Below are 19,502 nucleotides of genomic sequence, written 5' to 3' on the forward strand. Positions count from 1 at the left end.
ATTACTTCCTCCTGATTGTAAATCCTGAATACTGCAAGCCTTCCTCTGTCGTAAATTCCTCTCCGATCACAATCTCTTCTGTCTCTTGCGCAATCTCAGTGGCTTCCTGCCATACAAATAAAAGCTTCTCTAAATCTTCCACTGTGTGAACGGTATCTTTTGTCACCTGAAATGCTCCATCCACCTCATTTTGTCTGCGAAATTCCCGAATCTGTGCCTTTGTATATAATGGTTTTACAACAAACTCATCCAACTGTTCCTCACTTTGTCCCGTCTTTACAAGTTCCTGTGGTTCAAACGCTTTCTTTTTCGCATCTCTCGGTTTTGCAAAGCTCCTCTCTTTCAGCACTGCAAAACGCTCTGTCATGCCCATACGTTCACCAAGTTTTTTCAATATCTCATCTTTTCGGTCGCTCATATTTAATAGCCTGATCAGCGCTTTTGTGTGGTCTTCCTCCACATCACCCTCCGCCAAAATATATCGGATACGAGCCGCCGCACGTTTTGCAAATACTCTCTTTTGATCAATGAGACGATTGTATCTGCGCTCAATCCCGTCAAACTCCCGATTGATCTGAAACAAGATCTCCATTGCCTCATCGCAGCTCTGTACTCCACGTTCATTTCTTCTCCACGCAAAAGAATCTGCCTCCAGCCCTTTTCTCCTCTGAAGCAACTCCTGCTTTCTAGCCTCATTTCCCATCAGATTCTGATCAATAAGCTCTTTCACCTCTTCTTTATACCGGTAAAAACTATCCGTTGTCGTCAAAATCGCATACTTTTGGCTATCTGTATTATTCATTTCCTGCACAAGCACTTCCTGAATTCCAAGAAATGTCTTCTGCTTCGTCATTTCCTCAAAAAATCCACGAATTCCTTCTTGCATATTCGAGAGCATCTGAAGCAATGCCTTCGAAGACTGCAGCGCACTTTTCAAAATCTCATTGTCCTTTTCCTTAGAAGAGTGGTATGTAAACAGATGGCTGTATATCGTCAACAGACTCTCACGCTCCATACTGCTTTCTTCATTATATAGTCTGCCAAATAACTCTGTGAACATCTGGCTGTAATCCGGAAATGAAACGACATAGCAGTTCAGAGATTCGTCATAATCCTTTCGGAGCCATCCCCACTCTTCCAGCTTTCGAAGCATCACTGACGCCATATTCGCCCGCGTGAGAAGTTCTCCCTCTTCCTCCAGGTCACTTTGACTAAAATCCATCGTAAATGTAGAAATCTCCATCTCGATCGTGTCCTGACATTCCTCTTCTGTAAGTCCAAGCAATGAATACGAACTTGCCGACTGCTCATAAAGTGCAATCAAAATCCGCTGAAAATACTCGACGTACTTACTGTTAAATAATTTATAAAACTCCTTTGGAATTCTGTTTTTTATACTCATAGATATTTGTCCTTTGTCTCTATATATGGTTCCGTTCCCCTTAACAGGTCAGTTTATATTTTCCCGCAAGTTCCTCATTCAAAACGGCCACTTCAATTCCCCATATTTTTCTATAGGTTTTTAAACGCTCTTTCAGTTCTGCCATTACACCTGGAAGCCATCTTTCATCCGCATTTTTTATGACGAGAACACACTTAATTTGAATACCCCGAAAACTTTTGATATCTAATAACTTCGTTCCTATCTCCGAAATATCTTCATATTTATCCAATATAGCTGCAATATAAATTTGTAATGACTCAATAAATTTATCTGTAATAGCTAAATAGTATTCCTCAAACTTTTTCTCTTTTTCTTCTGAGTCATATCTATTGTCTGAGTTTGGACAACTCTTTTTGGCTTCTAGAAATATGATACTATTTTTATTGTATCTCAAAATAAATTCTACCGTCTTTATCCCAGACCCCATTTTTTCATATAACTGCGAGTTCTCTATATGAAATAAGTTCATTTCCTCAAATTGACCAAATCTCATGTCTGATTCTGGTATTACTTTCACTGAAGCACCACCCCGATTTCCTCTCTGTACAGTTGACGAAAAGTATCCATAATAGCATTGTGTTCTAATAGTTCAAATTCTTTTTCTACCTCGCACTTTATTATACTTGTTTTATCCTTGTATAACGAAATATATTGAATTTCACTGTCTTTTTTCTTTTTGACTTCAATATATTTAGACAAAAAATAATCATGCGTGGAAACAAAAATCTGAACACCTTCACGTTCCAACATAATAAGTAATTCTGCCAAAACGGGAATATATTTAGGATTAATATTTGCCTCGGGCTCATCCCAAAATAAAACAGAACCTCTTTCCAATGTACCGTTCTTTATTAACTGCCACAATAATGCAATCTTACGTAATCCTTCAGCTACCAAATTAAACTCCAGCCTTGCCTGTGTACCTGGTTTAAGATAAAATCTATCATCGTGCAAAGCAACTTTGCCTGAACTGATTTTTTGCAAAAGCTCCAAATATTTTTTTCTTGCCCCTGTATCAACACCTCTTGATATATCAATCTTGGCAGCTGCAATAATATCAAGATACGTATCATCAAATTCTACATTTCCCATTTTAACTGCTGCATCAAGGTTCCATGCATTTGATAAAATTTCTTTTGCCGGAATGAATACACTTGTCAAATCTGACATCTGTTTTTCCCAATTTGGCTCAGTCTTAATCTCTGCATCCCATTTTTTTGTTTTAATAGAAAATGACATTCCGATTTTTGCTACATCTGACTCAACAGAAATTTTCGCCGTATTATTACCATTTTTTCTTCTATTTACAAGACGTCCGATACTGGACTGATCAGGTCTAAATAACATTACGCTTTTCTGCGAAAATGACACATCATGCTTTGATGCTTGACACGCAGCATACGCAATCTTCATAACATGCGTTTTCCCCACTCCATTTTCTCCTACTAGTACGTTCAACCCTCTACAAAACGGGATTGATATCTTCTCAAATACTGTAAAGTTCTCCGCTTCCATCTTTGTTAATGGCATTATTTTCACCTCACTAACTGTCTTTGCCGTTCCCATATTTCTAATCCTAAATATCATATCATGCAGTGAATCTTTTTTCAATCAAACGCAATATCAAACGCAATCCTTTCGCTGCCATTTGCAACGTGAATAATTCCGCATTTTTGAAATCCGTATTTCAGGATTGCCGCCTGCATTGGTTTGTTATCCTGATGCGTGTCAATCCTAAGATAACGGCATTTTGTTTTGCAAAAATCAAAACAAATTTTTGCAATCCCCTTTGCCTGTCCATCTGATGCAAGTCTGTGTATTGTTCCATATGTTTCTGCGCTGTGCCATGCACCATGCTCGATTTTCTGATATGTCGGGTCCTCTCCCACTATAAACGAAAACACACCTACAACTTTCCCCTGTTCCTCACAGATGTAACAATTTTTTTCTATAATATCCTTTTCAACTAGCTGCTGCCCCGGATAGCCAACCGCCCATTGTGTAGGATTCCCACTGTTCTCCATAAATACCCTTGCTTTTTCATATATCTTCATAATGGTTGGCACATCCGCCAACTTTGCCTGCCTGATTTCCATTTTTTCCTTCCTTTCCTTCCAATCTGTAACAGTTCAGTCATAACAGCTCGAGTTTACTGAACTGTTACAAAAAAATAGATACCTCATTCATCTGAGATACCTATTTTATCAGCTTTTTTCTTAAAACACTACTCCTAATAACATTTCAAATTGCTCTTAATCTAATATTTTCCCATCAATCGAAATCGTGACAACTTGCCATGGAATAAACTTTCCACTTTCCTTAAGTGCTTTTTTCGCAGCCATCTCAAGACCACCGCAGCAAGGGACTTCCATACAAAGTATTGTGACACTTTTGATATCATTATTCTCCAAAATCTGTGTCAGTTTCTCGCTATAATCGACATCATCCAGTTTTGGACATCCGATAATTGTCACCTTTCCTCGCATAAATTCCTGATGCACATTAGCGTAGGCATAAGCCGTGCAGTCCGCTGCAATCAGCAATTTCGCCCCCTGAAAATAAGGTGCATTTACTGGCACAAGCTTGATTTGACATGGCCATTGTGCAAGCTGTGACGGCTGGATTCCCGCCGGTGCTGCTTTTTTCTGATTTTCCAAAACGGCCTGTTCATCATACGCTGCTGCCTCTCGCTCTACAAAACGGATTGCCCCTGTCGGACATGTCGGAAGGCAGTCTCCAAGTCCATCACAATAATCATCACGAAGAAGTTTCGCTTTCCCATCTACCATACCGATTGCTCCTTCATGACAAGCCGCTGCGCAAGCTCCGCACCCATTACATTTATCTTCATCAATCTCAATAATTCTTCTAATCATATTTTTTCCTCCTTGCATTTGTAACCTGAGTATAATATAATCAATCCAATAATTCAGTGGTTATAACCACGGAAATGAGGATTTTATGAAAAAAATTGAATCAGTTTTATTTCAGGGCATTACTGAAAATGAGTGGATGCACATGCTGGATCTTGGCTGTATGCGCACACAGCACTTTGAAAAAAATACTATTATCTTTCACACCGGAGAACATATCCATGAAATCGGTATCGTTTTAAGCGGAAGTGTCAATATTGAAAATATTGATCTGTGGGGCAACAAAAGTATTTTAAGCAATATTTCAGCAGGACAGGTATTCGCCGAATCCTACGCGCTCTGTCAAGAACCGATGATGGTTGACGCAGTCACTGCCGAAGCTGCTGATATCCTCTTTCTAAATATCGCACCTCTGAAACAGATTCAAGATAAAGAGAGCTGGAGTGCTAAAATCATGCAGAATATTCTCTATATCTCTGTGCAAAAAAATCTAATACTTTCCAGACGCATTTTCTGCACTACTCCTAAAACCGTTCGCAGTCGTCTCTTTATCTATCTTTCTACAGAAGCGGCAAAATCCAAAAGTACAACATTCCAAATTCCGTTTGACCGTCAGGGACTTGCCGACTATCTCAATCTGGATCGCAGCGCCCTATCGAAAGAGCTTGGAAAGATGCGCGACGAGGGGATATTGGAATTCCATAAAAACAAATTCGTACTTCATACAATGCCAGCGAAAATATAGTTTTATCCCACTAAATATTAACTACTCTTCTCTCCAATACAAACCGACGAAAGTTCTGCACTGCAGGCGGCATAAATACACGTTCGTCATGGACCATAAACAGCACCTGTTCACAGTTTGGTGAGACAATTGGAAGAATTTTTACATCCAGCTTTAACAGCAGATCCATGTACGGAACAATCGCAATCCCAAATCCCTGTGCAACCAGACCTGCAATCACTTGATCTTCTTCGGTCTCATAGGCAATATTCGGTGTCTCTCCAATATTCAAAAACATCTGATCGATCACACTGCGAATACCTGCACTTTTCTCAAAATAAATCTGTGGATACGAGACCGTCTCCTTCAGATCAATTGTATCCTGACCTACCAGCGGATGGTTCTTGGGAGTTATCAATACCAGATTCTGCTTTTGCACCGGGGTCGCACTTAAATTTGCCTTTTCAGATGGCTGCGAACAAAATACCAAATCAAATTTTCTGCTCTCTAAACCATCTAAGAGTGTCTGCGTTGCCCCCGTATGAAAGGTAAATTGTATATCTCGCTCTTTATTTTCCCTCAAAAATTGCGCAGCCAGCTTCGGTATATACTCAATCCCTAACGTGCGAAGCATACCAAGGCGAATGACACCTTCTCCCTTTGCACTCCGATGAATCGAGGCAACTCCTGCATCTAAAGTAGATAACGTGTGCTCTGCACAGACAAGAAACTCTTCTCCAAATTGTGTCAATGTCGTATTTCTCCCATTTTTTTCAAACAGCGGAATTCCCAATTCCTTTTCCAGCTGTGTCACCGCATGGCTCAGACTCGGCTGTGTAATGCATAACTGTTCTGCTGCTTTCGTGTAATGTCGAACATGTGCCAGCGTGACGAAATAACGTATATAAGACAGATTCAATGATACCGCCTCCTTTCTTACCGTCAGTATATCACCGCATAATAGACATAGTCTATAGTTTGATTAAAACTATTCATTTGATTAATCACAAATAATTTTATACACTAGAAGAAGTTTGAAATGATTTTATTCACGTCAAAAACAAGAGACAAATGTTGTATCATAAGGAGGAAGGTCAAATGAAAAGACCAATCACAAAAGAAGAGCGCCCCATACTTTCCGGTGAGTTAGCTCTTGCAATTAACATTATCATCAACAGCTTCGCAGTAGTACTCATGCTGTATTCCGGTGCCGGAATTTCCGCGATTTCCAGCGTACCATTCGCTTTTTCGGAGGTGCTTCCCCACTTGTCACTTGGGACATGGACATACCTCTTTCAAGGACTTCTCGTCTTAATTTTGATGTTTTTGCAAAAACGCTTTGTCCCACAATACCTTTTTAGTTTTGTAGTCGGATTTTTATTCGGACAATTGGTGGATGTCCATGAACTTTGGATTCATATCCTTCCACAAACGTTGCCTTGCCGCATTCTTTATTTTATAATCAGCTATCTGTTACTCAGTGTGGGAATTGCGCTTTCCAACCGGTGCGGTCTGCCTATCGTTCCTACCGATCTTTTTCCTAGAGAAGTATCACAGATTTCCGGAATTCATTATCCAAGGATTAAAATTTCCTTCGATGTACTCTGTCTGGTAGTCACCGCATGTATGACAAAACTTTTTCTCGGACATTTGGACGGTCTCGGAATCGGAACTGTTTTAGCTGCACTTACCATTGGAAAAATGGTCGGGATTATTGGCAGCTGGCTGGATAAACATTTAGTAAACGCACCATAGTGCGTATATTGAATTCCCTCTAGTTATTTGAGAAAATAGACTCAACAAATGATACTTGTCAAAAAAGTTTAGTCTAAAAAATTTAGCCTAAAGTTTCGACAACATGGAGGTGGTCTATTACGAAAACTCAAACAGCTATAGTTGCACGTAATTGCCGATTACAGGAATGGGCTCAAATGATTCAGGATTGCCAGAATCGTCCGATCGGTGTAACTGTCAGTGAATGGTGCCAAGCACGGAAGGCAATCGGTAAATATGTGCACACTTACAACTTTGAACGTTGTCATTCTGCACTCAATAATCAAACACCGGCATCCTGCTATTATCCGATTCTGTTACTGGATGATCATGCAGCCTAAGGGGGGGGATTTTCTCCCCTACCCAGTTACATATATCAGTTCATTATAAAAAGCTTAGATTTTTGTCTTGACAACTGAACCACTATATGATGTATCTTGATAAGCAGATTGTCCTATATGAGTATCAACCTACTCGTAATGCAAACCATCCAAGATCCTTCCTAAAGGAATTTCGTGGAGTCTGTATAACGGATGGCTACCAGGTTTACCACACGATTGCAGAAGAACGTGAAGACCTGAAGATTGCCGGACGTTGGGCACATGTGAGACGTCGCTTTGATGAAGCGGTAAAGGCTTTGCCGAAGGCGAGTCAGAAAATGTCACTTGCATATCTTGCATTAAAACAAATCCAAGCGATTTATCGTGAGGATAATAAACTCAAGGAGTTAGGTTCTGAGGAACGTTTGAAACATCGACAGCTGACTGTGAAGCCTCTGGTAGATGCTTATTTTGCGTGGGCAAAACAAAACTTGTTGTCTGTGATGCCAAAGAATAAAACAGCAAATGGATTCACGTATTCATTGAATCAGGAAAAATATTTGCGTGTGTTTCTTGAAGATGGTGATGTCCCACTAGACAATAATGCCGCAGAACAGGCAATCCGCCCATTCTGTGTTGGCAAGAAAAACTGGGTCATGATTGATACCATTGCAGGAGCTGAAGCAAGTGCAATCATCTATAGTATTGCTGAAACAGCAAAAGCAAACAATCTGAAACCATACGATTATTTTGAATATTTACTCACAGAGATTCCAAAACATATGGAAGATCATGATACAAGTTTCTGTGAGGATCTGCTTCCTTGGTCAGATAAGTTGCCAGAGAAATGTAGAAAGTAACTTATAAAATATGCCACTCTGATGAGTGGCTAATCAATTGATAGTACGCACTATGGTGCGTTTACACCACCACTTCAACATTAATATCTGAAACGTTTTAAACCGTATAACACAAGAAAACTGATTCCACCGTAATGGATCAGTTTTCTTTAAATAATGGCTACTTCATTTTTCTCTTTTTATAAAATCCTACAATCAAACCAAGACTAACAATCGCTATTAAAAACCATGCAACTATATTGGTTGTATCTCCAGTTTTTACCGTATTTATTATTTTCTGAATAGTATTTGGCTTATCAGGTTTTGAAGGTACCGGATCCTTTGGCTTATCTGGATTGTTCGGTGGTGTTTCTGGTGAAACCCATTCAGCTTTTGGCTCTATCGTTACATTATATTCTACACTCCCATTGATTTCAGATGGAATATTAACAAGGAATGGAGCAGATTCAAATTTATCTGTACCACTTTCCACATTTTCAATCTGTGCAATCAGATAAATTCCTTCATCCAATTCTCCAAAACTCGTGCGTCCTAAACTATCTGTTTCTTGCATTAAGCTGGAAATATCATTTTCCTTCGCAAATGCAAACAATTGTTTTGCCTGTTTTTCTCTTGCTTCTGCACTGGTATCTTGTAATGATATACCTGAATCTTTAAAACCATCTTCCCAGACCAGCTCATCATTTTTCATATATTGAATTGGAAATATCGAGAACTTTGCTCCGGAAAGAGTCACTTCTTTATCCGAACTATTTCTTCCCTTGTAACTAATTTGAATGCTTCCTGTTCTACTTCCTGCTTCAGCATGGATTGTTGAAATATCTATAAAATTACCGACAAGAAAAAGCAAAACGAATAAAATAATGTGAATACTTCTTATCTTCTTTCTCACCTTACTTTCCTCCTTTTTCTATCTCGTATACTATAAATTATAGCTATCATCAGCCCTATAAAAATTACTATAATTGTTACAATCAGCACTTTAGCAGTAAAAGATAACTCTGGTTTTATATTTGTATCAGGTTCTTGCTTTGTTGCCTCTTCATAAGGTATTCTCTCTCCACGAACTAAAAGTCTATGTGTGTTGATTGCAAATGGTGTACAAGTAACAAGTGTTGCATAATCCTTACCTGGTTCAATGGACAAGCTATCTGTCTCTTGTGGCAAAACCGTTAATATCTGATCAATCTGATATGCCAGTGTTTCATCTAAGACTTTAATGTAAAAAATATCCCCTACTTCCAGTTTATCCATATTGGTAAATAGTGTTTTTGTCGGAAGACCTCTATGTCCAGTCAGAACTGTATGTGTACTTTCTCCACCAACCGGAAGAGATGTACCCCAGAAATGTCCGACACCTGCCTGTAACACAGCTTCACTTGTTCCATGATAGATTGGAAGTTCTACATTAATCTTAGGAATGCGAATGTATCCCATCATTCCAGAACCATCTACGTTTAACAGGCTCTCATAGCGAGCATCTATTTCCACATCTTCCTGCGAAAATGGATCAATCAAATCAATATTTCCCAGCATTTCCTTATTGTATGCTCTCGCATCTTCCAGCATTTGCTCTTTTTCTGCCTTACTTAACTTTACGCTTTCCTCATCATAATAGGATACAACTTTGGAACCATTCTTTTCATTCAAATAACTACTAAACGTTGGATATAACAATACGGAGAATGCCACCAAAAGCACAATCAGACGAATAATATCTTTTATTGTTACCTTCTTTTTTTTCTTCTTACTCTTCATTTCATTCTCCCTGTTGTTATACTTGGAATTGCGGTTACCTTCCGTGGAAGATAACCGCCAATTCCTTAAATATTATCTTATATCTCTGGTAAAATTATTATGCTTCTTTTCTTTTGTCACGGATGAAGCTTACTGCTACACCGAATACAAGAAGAGCTGCGATTACAGAAAATGCAATTGCTCCACGTCCACCTGTGGATGGAAGGAGGGAACCTGTGCTGTTCTGAATATCGATGATTTTATCATTTTCTGGAGTTTCATTGTTATCTTTTGTAATAGTCCATTCAGTGTCGCTGGTCTTTTTGATTGTGACCTTAACTGGAGCTGACAGCTTGTTATAACCATCTGGTGCCTGTGTCTCTTCCAAATAATAGATTCCTGCTGCCAGACCGTTAATGTGTAAATTGTAATTTCCATCAATTTCACTTGCAACTGTTACCATTTCGTCAATTGTATCTGCTGCACTTTGATCAGCTGCATAAGTGTATTTACCATCAGAATTTTCTACATCTTTTGTTACTTTGATTACTGTATTTTTATCGATGTTACCATCTGTAGTTGAAGCATACAGCTTAAAGTGTGCCCCTGCTAACATATTATCTTTTGTGTCTGTTTTCTTTACATCCAGTGGATATGTAGGTGTTACAACTTCAGACGGTTTTGTTGTTCCTGTTGCATCTGTACCTGGTTTATTGCTATATTCTAATGTCGCACTATTCTTTGTTTCAACAACTGCATTTTTGTTTACTTTTGCTTGATAAGTAACTTCGATTTTAGCTCCTGTAGCAGCTGTTTTCACTTTTTCAGATAAGTCAATTGTCATATTTCTTGCGTTATCCTTAGAAATTGCACCTACTACATCATTACAATTTGTTTCTCCAATTTTAACTGTTACAACAACGCTTCCTGCTTCATTTGTTACAAAATCCAAACCATTTGTTAATGTATCGTGGATTTTATATACGTAATTACTATAACCTGTCATATCAGGAACCTGTCCTGTAATTGTATAAGTTACAGTCTGTCCTACGTGAACTGTAGTTGCATCATTATCTGCTGTTTTGGTAATATCTGGTGCTTGAGTTTTTAAGTTCACTGTTGCTGTTTCTCCAACTACTGGAACTAATGAAGACTGAATTTCTTTTGTACCAGTCTGGCAAACCAGATAGTAACCAAAGTCTAACCCCGTAACATTAAAAGTTTTATCTGTTGCATCCTTACCAAATGATTTAGTGCTTGTTGCCTCAATCATTTGGTCTGGATGTTCTGTATTATACTTTAATAATTCTTTTGTGAAGTCATTTGCAAATTTCTGCGTATTCGTTCCATTAGCAGTATCTGTAGCTTTCTGCACTGCGTCATAATATCCCTGATCTGTTTTATCAGTGAAACCAACACCTAAAACTTGATCCAAAATTGGCGTATACATACTATTTACTTTGTAACCATAATTAGTACCGCTGACTGTCATATCAAATAATTTGTAGATATTAACTGTCTGATTTGCTAATGTCTGTCCATCTTTTACATTTACTGTAAGTGTGCCTTTTGTTGCTCCTTCTGCGGCAAATGCTGTGACAGACATAGCCATCATCATAATCGCTGCCAGCATTAATGCCATGATTTTTTTCATTCTCTTCATGTCCTTTATCTCCTTTTCTTGAGAATTTTTTTTATAGTTTTTCTGCTTTTTTATTTTCCTTGCATTTTTTATATCTCATTACGAAATATACCAGGAAAAGCAGAACAGCTATCAGGTAAATCAAATAGCTTCCGTATCCTCCGGTATCCGGAAGACCTGGGAAATGTCTATTAGTTATTGTGAAGGTAAATCCATCTTGCGATTTATCTATCGTTGTTGTATAACCATCCACCTTTGCTTCTGTGATGGAATACGTGTAATAATAAATTTCATCTCCATCTGTCTTGTATGCCGGGAGTTCCTTTATCACCTCCTGCCATTTAGATTTATCGATAGAACCTTCTATTTTGTAACTCTCGTAACCTGGTACTGGTTCTGTCATTTCATTTCCTGCCTTATCTTTCCAAGTACGTGATATTGTTACCGTAATACTGTTTGGTCTTGAATGATCAAAATTGTTTAAATCTTTCCAAACTTTATTGATCGTCAGCTTGATGTTCTCATCACATGGATCCTGTGACTCGGATGGTTCCGGTGTATCACTATCTCCCGTGTTCAATGTTGTTCTAGTATCTGCCATCAATACTGCTTTTGCTGGTGATTCATAAGCTTTAAGCTCTGCTGTCGTAGACGAAGTATCATCTGTCAGCTTTGCATTTTGCAAAGTTTCATAGCTTTTTATCGAATTCATATGACCCAGCGTGTAAATATCCCATCCACTGGAAGTATCTTTTTCATAGCTTAGATTCAGCTTGTCTGAACCCTTTTTGATTTGATCCAGCGCTACATCCAGCTTTCTGTAAATACGGTAATTATTATTCTCGCCTTCCACCTTCTCCTGTGTGTTAGCTTCATATACAGAATCCAACTTACTCTTTCCGCTAAATGGTCCAACAAGATCTTTTGTTCCCCGAACCACATCACAGTAATACATGTTGTTGTTCTTCAAAAGTCCTTCATCGTTGAATCCAACAAAGCCACCACTTCGTCCGTCTTTAGCATCACCATCATTGTTATTTCCGGCTCCACCGGCATAGACATCATATCCTTGACTGACACCGTAGACATTACTATCTGTGATTTTTGTTCGATTCGCCTTGATCAGACTCACACTGATATTGGATTTGGCATCATTATCATTCAAAAGTCCATTTTCATCGCATGGAAGTTTGATGGATGAATCTCCAATCGTAATAATTGCAAGGTCTGTCTGTTGATTGTTATCCGTTGACTTTTTTGAAAGTCCTACAGAAATATCCAATCCAAGCAGATTTACATGAAGCAGTTTGCCATCATACAGCGCATCCACTTTGATGATTCCAAGATTAATCTTCAGAAGATCGGAATCCTGGATTTTATCCAGATATAGTGCTTTTACAAGTTGATTAACAACTGAGAATATTACATTCACTGCTCCTGAATCCAACTTCAAATCTGCAAGATAAGCGAAACTTGTTCGTCCTGCAAATCCACCGGCTGTTCCACCTGACGCTACCTGTTTCAGTCCAATTTTCTGGTTTGTCTTGTCACCTGCTGTACAATTCGACATTCTTGCAAGATTTGCATATCCGATAAATCCTCCGGCAATCTGCTCATCTCCATTTGTACTCTGCACAGTGTAACCATCATCAGTTCCTGTAACTGCACAGTCATCAATGTGAGAACCAAAAATGTCCATAACTCCAAGAGCTCCACCAAGTAACTGTCCTGTATTGTCTCCAAGAACGTCTATCTTGTCTGCCTTAACTACTCCGCTCTTTCCAGAATAGCCGACAAATCCTCCGACACTATTCAAACCTCTTACATTGCTTAATTCTGTTACTTTACTGTTTTTCACAGAACCATTTAGCAATGAGCCGCCAAAACCTCCGGCTGTTCCGCTATATGTAACCTGGTTGTTCTGTCCGGATTTTATCGCTGTGTTTGCACTGACACTTAATCCAGCATCCTTACTTCCGCTTACAGTTCCGTAATATACATAACTTCTAAACGCATCCAGCACATCGGTTCTTCCAAGCTTTAACAATTTATCAAGGAGCGAGGTCTCATTTCCTGCACTGATATTGGCAACTCCGGCTACGTCAGCAACACCGAAGCATCCTCCGGCATATTCACCTGCGACTACGGAACGGATATTCTGTACAGAAACTCCTGCTTCTTCCGTATCCTTCTTACCGAGTACCGTTCCTTCCAGATTTCCGGCAAATCCTCCTGCCGCTTTTGCATAAGAAGTGTTATTACTTCCACTTGCATAAGCACCATTTACGATGATTCCCCAGTCGTCCCAGGCTTCCACATCTGCGTAACTGATCGTTGCGACTGTAGCATTTAATACTTTTATCAAATCTGCCGGTGTACTTAACAGTTTATTCAGAAGCTGACTGAGCAATCCTTCTCCTGCAGTTGGATTCAGTGTTGCTACACTTCCCGGTCTTGAGCTTCCAATAAATCCACCAACATAGCTTCTTCCGTCAACTCGTCTCAGCTTTGTGACCTTGCAGCGTGCATCATTTTCGCCCCAGATCTGCCCACCGATCAGTTTTCCTACATAACCTCCGGCATAACCACAGGTATCTTTGTCATCTACACCTTCTGACTGGACAATCAGTCCACTCTGATAACCCTCTACCGAAGATTTCTTGATTACTGGCACAAAGACATTAAGTACCTGCAACATTTGTCCTAATTGCAGATTAAGACCGAGGATATCAACTCCTCCAAGCTTTGCTGCTCCGCCGTTTATCATTTCACCTGCAAAACCGCCGGCGCATCGAAGCCCTTTAATTGTCTTCGCCTGATAAGCCTGTCCATTTGTTATCGTTCCGGTCTGCATTGATCCGACATAGCCACCAGCTGCTCCGCCATTTGCCAGTTTTGTCTCATCCCGATAATTGACTCTTCCTGCTACAACATTGTATCCGTAAGCATATTTTCCAATAATTTTATCCAGTTCTGCTTGATTTTTTACTGTTCCATGCTCCGCAAGATCACTTCCGTAACCACCCTTTTTTCCGACAAACTCCACCCATTTATTCCAGGTTTCATAATCCATCAAGGCAAGTGGTCCGTAAACTGCCGTATTTTCTTCCGTCGGATAGACAACACTAAGAGCTCCCAGGATGTTATCTACTTTTACCAGTCCCCACAACAAGGACAGGTTTCCGGTACTTGCCGTATCTGCTGACTCCATAAGTCCTGTGAAGCCACCAGCAATTTCTTTTCCGTATACTGACCGGATCCGGACTGCTTTGCAGACACTTGTTGGTCCGGTATAAGCTTTACCTTTCCAATTCTTTGTATTGTTTCCCCAGATATGACCGCCTTCATTATGCCCTGCATAACCTCCGGCCATACCTCGTTGTACCTGTGTTGTGGAAGCCGCATCTGCACGAACTGCACCACCGCAAGGAACACAAGTCGTAGAGCTGTTTCTGATCGTCGGTACAAAGTCCTCCGCTAATGATGCCAATGTATCTGACACATCAACAAGACCACCTAAGATACCAGTATCGCCAAGTACATTTGCCACATTTCCGGGTTCAAGATCTCCCACGTAACCACCGGCTGTAATCTGTCCAATGATATAGGAGAAGTTATTTGCATTAGAGTCCTGAATATGTCCGCCAGATATCTTTCCGGCAAAACCTCCTGCATCTCCAAGAACGTCATTTGCTGAGGCATCGGATGCTGTATTTTTCCAGGTCGCTTTTACTGCAAAACCTCCAACATCTCCTGTAACATTCGAATGTTCTATTGTAGAAACAACGACATTCAATGCATCCAGCACATGATTGATTCCTATTGAGTGACCAAGTACGCTCAATCCTTTTCCAACAGAAGCTGCGGAACCAATATTCATATAACCAATATATCCACCGGCATATCTTGCACCCGTTACTGCATATGTACTATCCTGTCCAAAATAATTTGAACTATCTTCACCCTCTAAATCTTTAGGAGGTGTTACCTTTGTATGTTTTAAATTTGTTACATCACAATGACTAACTTGAACTCCACTGCCATAACCAATAAAGCCACCAGCACTACCAGAATTCATATCATCCGATTTGATTTTATTAGCCGTAACCGTAAATCCATTATCGGATTTAACTCCTGCATACTGTACATATGGAATGTAAGCATTAATCAGGTTCAGTAAATCTCCGACATTAATATTCAGACCTGTGATTCCTCCAAGAATGCTGATTCCACCTCCAGCATCTGCCAATGCTCCGGAGTAAACATTTCCGCCAAAGCCTCCGGCATAAGACTGCCCGTTTACATGATCCAGATTATATACAGAATAATAGTTACCTTCTCCTGCGCCCTGGTTGTTAACCGTTCCACTCTGGAAGTTTCCGGCAAAACCGCCGGCTGTATCTGCAGCAACTCCGCCTGTATCAACATAAGTAACCTTGCACTCTGTATAAGAAGGAAGCAAGTACGTGACAGCACCTAACAACTTACTTGCATTTAACAAAGCCTTGACATCCGCTTCACCAGCTACATCTGCAAGCCCTCCAGTCTGTGACGAACCTACAAATCCTCCGGCAATACCGTCTTTATCATTTGCTGTTACTTCTTTTAAATTTTTCACATCGGACTTAATGATCTCACAGCTGTTACTCTTTCCGATGAAACCACCGGCTGTGTAATCCACTACTTCGCCGTTTGAATTTGCACCTGTTGCTTCTACAGTCATGCCTCCTGCGATGCCATTTACATGAGCTTCGTTGATTTTAACTCTGACACCTTCTGCCACAGAAAGCAGATTTTTTACTTTCAGCAAGTTGTTCAGTCCTAACAGATTCAAAGTCAGTCCATTTCCACCTGCCAGATCTCCCGGACCTGCACAACCGATAAAACCACCTACTCTGTTTTTTGCCGAAACAGATTTTACCTGATTCAATGTTACAGTATCCACATCTCCACCAACAGCCTCGCCAAGTGCTCCGCCGGCATAGTTTTCTTTTGCTTCAACTGTATATCCATCATTTACTCCCGTCACTGTTACATGATGCACAGTAAATCCAAGGAAGTTTCCGATTCCAAGCGTATTATTTAAAAGTCCTGTGACATTTGCTGTTGTTACACTTCCGGCAATACCTCCGACACGATTTTCACCTGCCGTAACTGTTTTTAATCCTGTAAGCACATTATCTCTTTGTGCTACGCTACTTGCATCTGCTCCACCATGTTTCCAATAAGGAAGTTTATTTAGATACTCTGTACTGGATTCCGCAATATAGACGCCATCACCGCCACCAAGAATACCACCGGAATAGCTCTTACCAGCCTCAACTGAAACTGATGAACAATCCATGTTACATCCCAAGATTGCTGATGGTGCAATTCCTACAAGTGACAAGAGCATACCTGCTTTTTCCGGATCACTCGACAAAAGACCTGTCAACAAGTCTTTCACTGTTGTTAAAAGGCTTGCATCCTTGACTTCTTTATTTCCAAGGTTTGTAATCCATCCAACTGTTGAAATACCACTCACACCACCGGCATAACTTCCGCTTGCTTTAACTGCAATGCTTCCGCTCGCTCCACAGTTGACTGCATAGCTGTTGGTCTGTGCTCCTACGATACCGCCTTGATAATTTTCACCGGATACAGTGACATTACATCCTGTCAGATTGCAATTTAACAAGATACTCTGCGGTTGCATTACTCGAATAAGTTCAACACCCACATCACTTAACAATCCACGGATTTCCGCATCTCTGCTGATTCCTGCAAAACCTCCGCCGTATTCTTTTGCCGTTACAGAATAACTACTGTTTTTCACGGAGCAGTCAAAGATTCTTGTTCCTACCTGCTGTCCTACAAAACCACCTGCATAATCTTTATCCGCAGCTCCGATAGTTCCTGCCAGATTCTCTACATGACAGTTTTTGATATTTACATTTTTGTATCCAGTAGGGATTAAACTACCAACCGGCAATGCATTCTTCAGAAGAATTGTGATCAAATCTCCAAGTCCAAGTCCCGGTATAACATTTAATAAAGCCGATAATGCTTTAACTGTCACCCCAAGTGCCTGGGAAAGTCCCTCATACTGCGTAACACCTTCTGTGTAACCGACAAATCCACCTGTTCGATCATTAATATTCGTAACGGAAACTATTCCTGTCACATCGCACTTTTCTACAACAACATCGCCTACCATTCTTCCGGCAAAAGCTCCTGTTGCATAGATTGTCGGATCCTTTGCTCTGGCATTTAAAAGAGCCTCCAATGTGTCCTTTAAATTTAAGTTTAATTTGCCAAAAGTCAGAATTCCTAGAAGGGTATCTACTGTTCCTCCAAGTATTCCTCCAAGCAAGGTTGTCAACCCACTGATAATCGTTTGTGTATCTTTGTGTTTATTTGTATTATTTTTTACGTCTACATTATGAAGTTCTAGATTGGAAACCGTAACCGTTCCGGCGCTGACACCAATATTGTTTACATTAACCTCATTCGTAATTGTTCCAAAAAATCCAATTCCTATATACTTAGAACCATCCATTGCTTCTGTCTGGTTCACATTCACATTAGAAATCACAGGTCTTCCAGTTGCCAGAATAGTGTTACCATCCGTAATCTTTGTTTGTCCATCTGCTAACTTAGCACCTTTGATATCCCCCGATACCATAAGAGGTGTCCACAGGTCATCTTCTTTGTTGGAGTTCACTCCGTCCGTTGAAAGGTCAATGTCTCGGAAGATAATATAATTTGCGTTGGATGCGTATTTCAAGTCGCCATATTCATTCTTTAATTTTAATTCACTTGCCTTATCTTTATTCGGAAGTCCATTTTCATCAACTCCGCATATTTCCTTTGTTCCTCCAGTTAAAATTCCTAATAAACCACCAACAACATCCAGTAATCCTGTTATTATACCTTTGTTATTTAAATCCACATCCGCTAATTCGTACTTACTGTTTTTGTCATAATATAAATATTTTTTTTGTTTAACTTCGACTGGTTTCTTTAAATATGTTGTTCCGCCTTCCTTCGCTACAGCATCTAATCCAAGATCTGCATCTCCTGGATAATATGGAATATATTCTGGTCCCTTGAAAGCAGTAAGCGCTCCTGGTGTATAGTAAACATACAATCTCGGTGTTACATGTTTATTACTCCCAATCGCCCGCAACTGTGACTCATTTCCGATCAGAATATATTTTTTTCCGGAAACCTCCACATATAGCTGTCCCGGTTTTGTTCTTCCATCTGCATGCTCACCATCTAGCCACTGAACTCCATTCGCCGCTTTTTCTGTCAATTGATCCGCAACTAATTCAGGCTTATCTGAATTAAATTTCTGCGATAACACATAATTATGAGACTTACTATAAGTCAGATACGCCTGATCTTCACCATCCGGATAGATCATCTGCCCCATACCAAACTGTGGTGCATCATAATCTAATGACATAACTGGTTCCGTTTCAGATTCTTCCTGTGCAAGCACCATCAACTGATATGGATTGTATATGTAGATTGTATCCGTTTCCTTATCATACAGCGTTGGTGTTTCGTTTTCTTCTAGTTTCGTGCCTGTGATAGTTCCGGTAAATGAATCCGGTACTGACCAAATCTGTTCCGAGTTCATCTGGATGTCATTCATCAAAATGTACTGAGCATCTGCACCGTATTTCAGCTCTGTGCCTTCACTCTTTACCACTTCTCCAGAACCAATCTGTCCATCCTTATCACCTGTGTAAATATAAGCATCTGAACCAATCTGTTTTAATTGTTCATAATTATAAATGCATATTTTACTATCCTTATAATAAGCATCTATATTATCTGTTGATTCCGCTTTAACATTTCCACCGGACGATTCCGATTCGTCATTTTTCGAGTTTTCACTTGTTTCCTCCGATATCTTAGATTCGGATTCCGTGGTGCCATTTATTTCATCTGAAACTGTGGACTCGGTTGATACTTCACCATTACTCTTATTGGCATCATCAGAAAGTGCCACTTGACTAGTGTTGGTACCCGATGGATTTACATCTGCTGCATCCGCAATATTCACTTGAGAAAATAAGATAGCCATACATAGTATTACTGCGATAATTCTGTTCTCTATCCTTCTTTTTTTCTTCATA

13 protein-coding genes and 1 pseudogene are annotated in these 19,502 nt (G+C 39.9%); 4 read left to right on the plus strand and 10 right to left on the minus strand.

What is annotated here, in order from left to right; genetic code table 11:
- Position 1: 1 nt before the first annotated feature.
- The 5 genes from BQ5364_RS16005 to BQ5364_RS16025 form a co-directional block, all read right to left on the minus strand.
- A complete protein-coding gene (locus tag BQ5364_RS16005) occupies positions 2-1,402 on the minus strand; it encodes a Wadjet anti-phage system protein JetA family protein (RefSeq protein WP_004611767.1) in 1,401 nt (466 codons plus the stop codon).
- 40 nt (positions 1,403-1,442) lie between these two features.
- Entirely contained in the window at positions 1,443-1,961 is a 519-nt protein-coding gene (locus tag BQ5364_RS16010) for a hypothetical protein (RefSeq protein WP_004611766.1), read from the minus strand.
- Positions 1,958-3,031, minus strand: coding sequence for an AAA family ATPase (locus tag BQ5364_RS16015; protein WP_328585596.1), 1,074 nt, complete (start codon positions 3,029-3,031; stop codon positions 1,958-1,960). The genes BQ5364_RS16010 and BQ5364_RS16015 overlap by 4 nt, the downstream gene beginning before the upstream one ends.
- A 20-nt stretch (positions 3,032-3,051) precedes the next feature.
- Positions 3,052-3,540 (minus strand): GNAT family N-acetyltransferase, encoded by a 489-nt coding sequence (locus tag BQ5364_RS16020; protein ID WP_071144632.1) that lies wholly within the window; start codon positions 3,538-3,540, stop codon positions 3,052-3,054.
- A 156-nt stretch (positions 3,541-3,696) separates the two neighbouring features.
- Complete coding sequence (locus BQ5364_RS16025) at positions 3,697-4,320, minus strand: ATP-binding protein (RefSeq protein ID WP_071144633.1); 624 nt, start codon at positions 4,318-4,320, stop codon at positions 3,697-3,699.
- A gap of 85 nt (positions 4,321-4,405) precedes the next feature.
- Here BQ5364_RS16025 and BQ5364_RS16030 point away from each other — a divergent pair, with 85 nt between their 5' ends.
- Entirely contained in the window at positions 4,406-5,062 is a 657-nt protein-coding gene (locus BQ5364_RS16030; protein WP_071144634.1) for a Crp/Fnr family transcriptional regulator, read from the plus strand.
- Between the two features lie 10 nt (positions 5,063-5,072).
- Here the strand turns inward: BQ5364_RS16030 and BQ5364_RS16035 are convergent, their stop codons facing one another.
- Positions 5,073-5,960: a LysR family transcriptional regulator gene (locus tag BQ5364_RS16035; protein WP_071144635.1), complete on the minus strand. Its 888-nt coding sequence runs from the start codon at positions 5,958-5,960 to the stop codon at positions 5,073-5,075.
- A 179-nt stretch (positions 5,961-6,139) separates the two neighbouring features.
- Here BQ5364_RS16035 and BQ5364_RS16040 point away from each other — a divergent pair, with 179 nt between their 5' ends.
- From BQ5364_RS16040 to tnpC, 3 genes and pseudogenes are all read left to right on the plus strand, one after another.
- Entirely contained in the window at positions 6,140-6,796 is a 657-nt protein-coding gene (locus tag BQ5364_RS16040; RefSeq protein WP_044986753.1) for a DUF6198 family protein, read from the plus strand.
- Between the two features lie 176 nt (positions 6,797-6,972).
- Entirely contained in the window at positions 6,973-7,155 is a 183-nt protein-coding gene (locus BQ5364_RS16045) for an integrase core domain-containing protein (protein ID WP_071144636.1), read from the plus strand.
- An 89-nt stretch (positions 7,156-7,244) separates the two neighbouring features.
- A pseudogene (gene tnpC, locus BQ5364_RS16050) lies at positions 7,245-7,994 on the plus strand (IS66 family transposase); the annotation flags it as partial.
- Positions 7,995-8,154: 160 nt separating this feature from the next.
- Here the strand turns inward: tnpC and BQ5364_RS16055 are convergent.
- The 4 genes from BQ5364_RS16055 to BQ5364_RS16070 all read right to left on the minus strand — a co-directional run bounded on the left by BQ5364_RS16055 (position 8,155) and on the right by BQ5364_RS16070 (position 19,501).
- A complete protein-coding gene (locus BQ5364_RS16055) occupies positions 8,155-8,886 on the minus strand; it encodes a pilin N-terminal domain-containing protein (RefSeq protein ID WP_004611744.1) in 732 nt (243 codons plus the stop codon).
- Positions 8,883-9,752 (minus strand): class C sortase, encoded by an 870-nt coding sequence (locus BQ5364_RS16060; protein WP_071144637.1) that lies wholly within the window; start codon positions 9,750-9,752, stop codon positions 8,883-8,885. The genes BQ5364_RS16055 and BQ5364_RS16060 overlap by 4 nt, the downstream gene beginning before the upstream one ends.
- Before the next feature lie 97 nt (positions 9,753-9,849).
- Complete coding sequence (locus tag BQ5364_RS16065; protein ID WP_071144638.1) at positions 9,850-11,394, minus strand: SpaH/EbpB family LPXTG-anchored major pilin; 1,545 nt, start codon at positions 11,392-11,394, stop codon at positions 9,850-9,852.
- Positions 11,395-11,425: 31 nt separating this feature from the next.
- Positions 11,426-19,501: a Cna B-type domain-containing protein gene (locus BQ5364_RS16070; RefSeq protein WP_071144639.1), complete on the minus strand. Its 8,076-nt coding sequence runs from the start codon at positions 19,499-19,501 to the stop codon at positions 11,426-11,428.
- Position 19,502: the final 1 nt, after the last annotated feature.

The sequence above is a fragment of the Coprococcus phoceensis genome (genome assembly GCF_900104635.1).
GTDB lineage: Bacteria > Bacillota > Clostridia > Lachnospirales > Lachnospiraceae > Faecalimonas > Faecalimonas phoceensis.

Coding starts and splice junctions, on each gene's coding strand:
- BQ5364_RS16025 (WP_071144633.1), bottom strand. CDS start 4,320: ATGATTAGAAGAATTATTGAGATTGATGAAGATAAATGTAATGGGTGC.
- BQ5364_RS16065 (WP_071144638.1), bottom strand. CDS start 11,394: ATGAAGAGAATGAAAAAAATCATGGCATTAATGCTGGCAGCGATTATG.
- BQ5364_RS16060 (WP_071144637.1), bottom strand. CDS start 9,752: ATGAAGAGTAAGAAGAAAAAAAAGAAGGTAACAATAAAAGATATTATT.
- BQ5364_RS16030 (WP_071144634.1), top strand. CDS start 4,406: ATGAAAAAAATTGAATCAGTTTTATTTCAGGGCATTACTGAAAATGAG.
- BQ5364_RS16020 (WP_071144632.1), bottom strand. CDS start 3,540: ATGGAAATCAGGCAGGCAAAGTTGGCGGATGTGCCAACCATTATGAAG.
- BQ5364_RS16045 (WP_071144636.1), top strand. CDS start 6,973: ATGATTCAGGATTGCCAGAATCGTCCGATCGGTGTAACTGTCAGTGAA.
- BQ5364_RS16040 (WP_044986753.1), top strand. CDS start 6,140: ATGAAAAGACCAATCACAAAAGAAGAGCGCCCCATACTTTCCGGTGAG.
- BQ5364_RS16005 (WP_004611767.1), bottom strand. CDS start 1,402: ATGAGTATAAAAAACAGAATTCCAAAGGAGTTTTATAAATTATTTAAC.
- BQ5364_RS16070 (WP_071144639.1), bottom strand. CDS start 19,501: ATGAAGAAAAAAAGAAGGATAGAGAACAGAATTATCGCAGTAATACTA.
- BQ5364_RS16015 (WP_328585596.1), bottom strand. CDS start 3,031: ATGATATTTAGGATTAGAAATATGGGAACGGCAAAGACAGTTAGTGAG.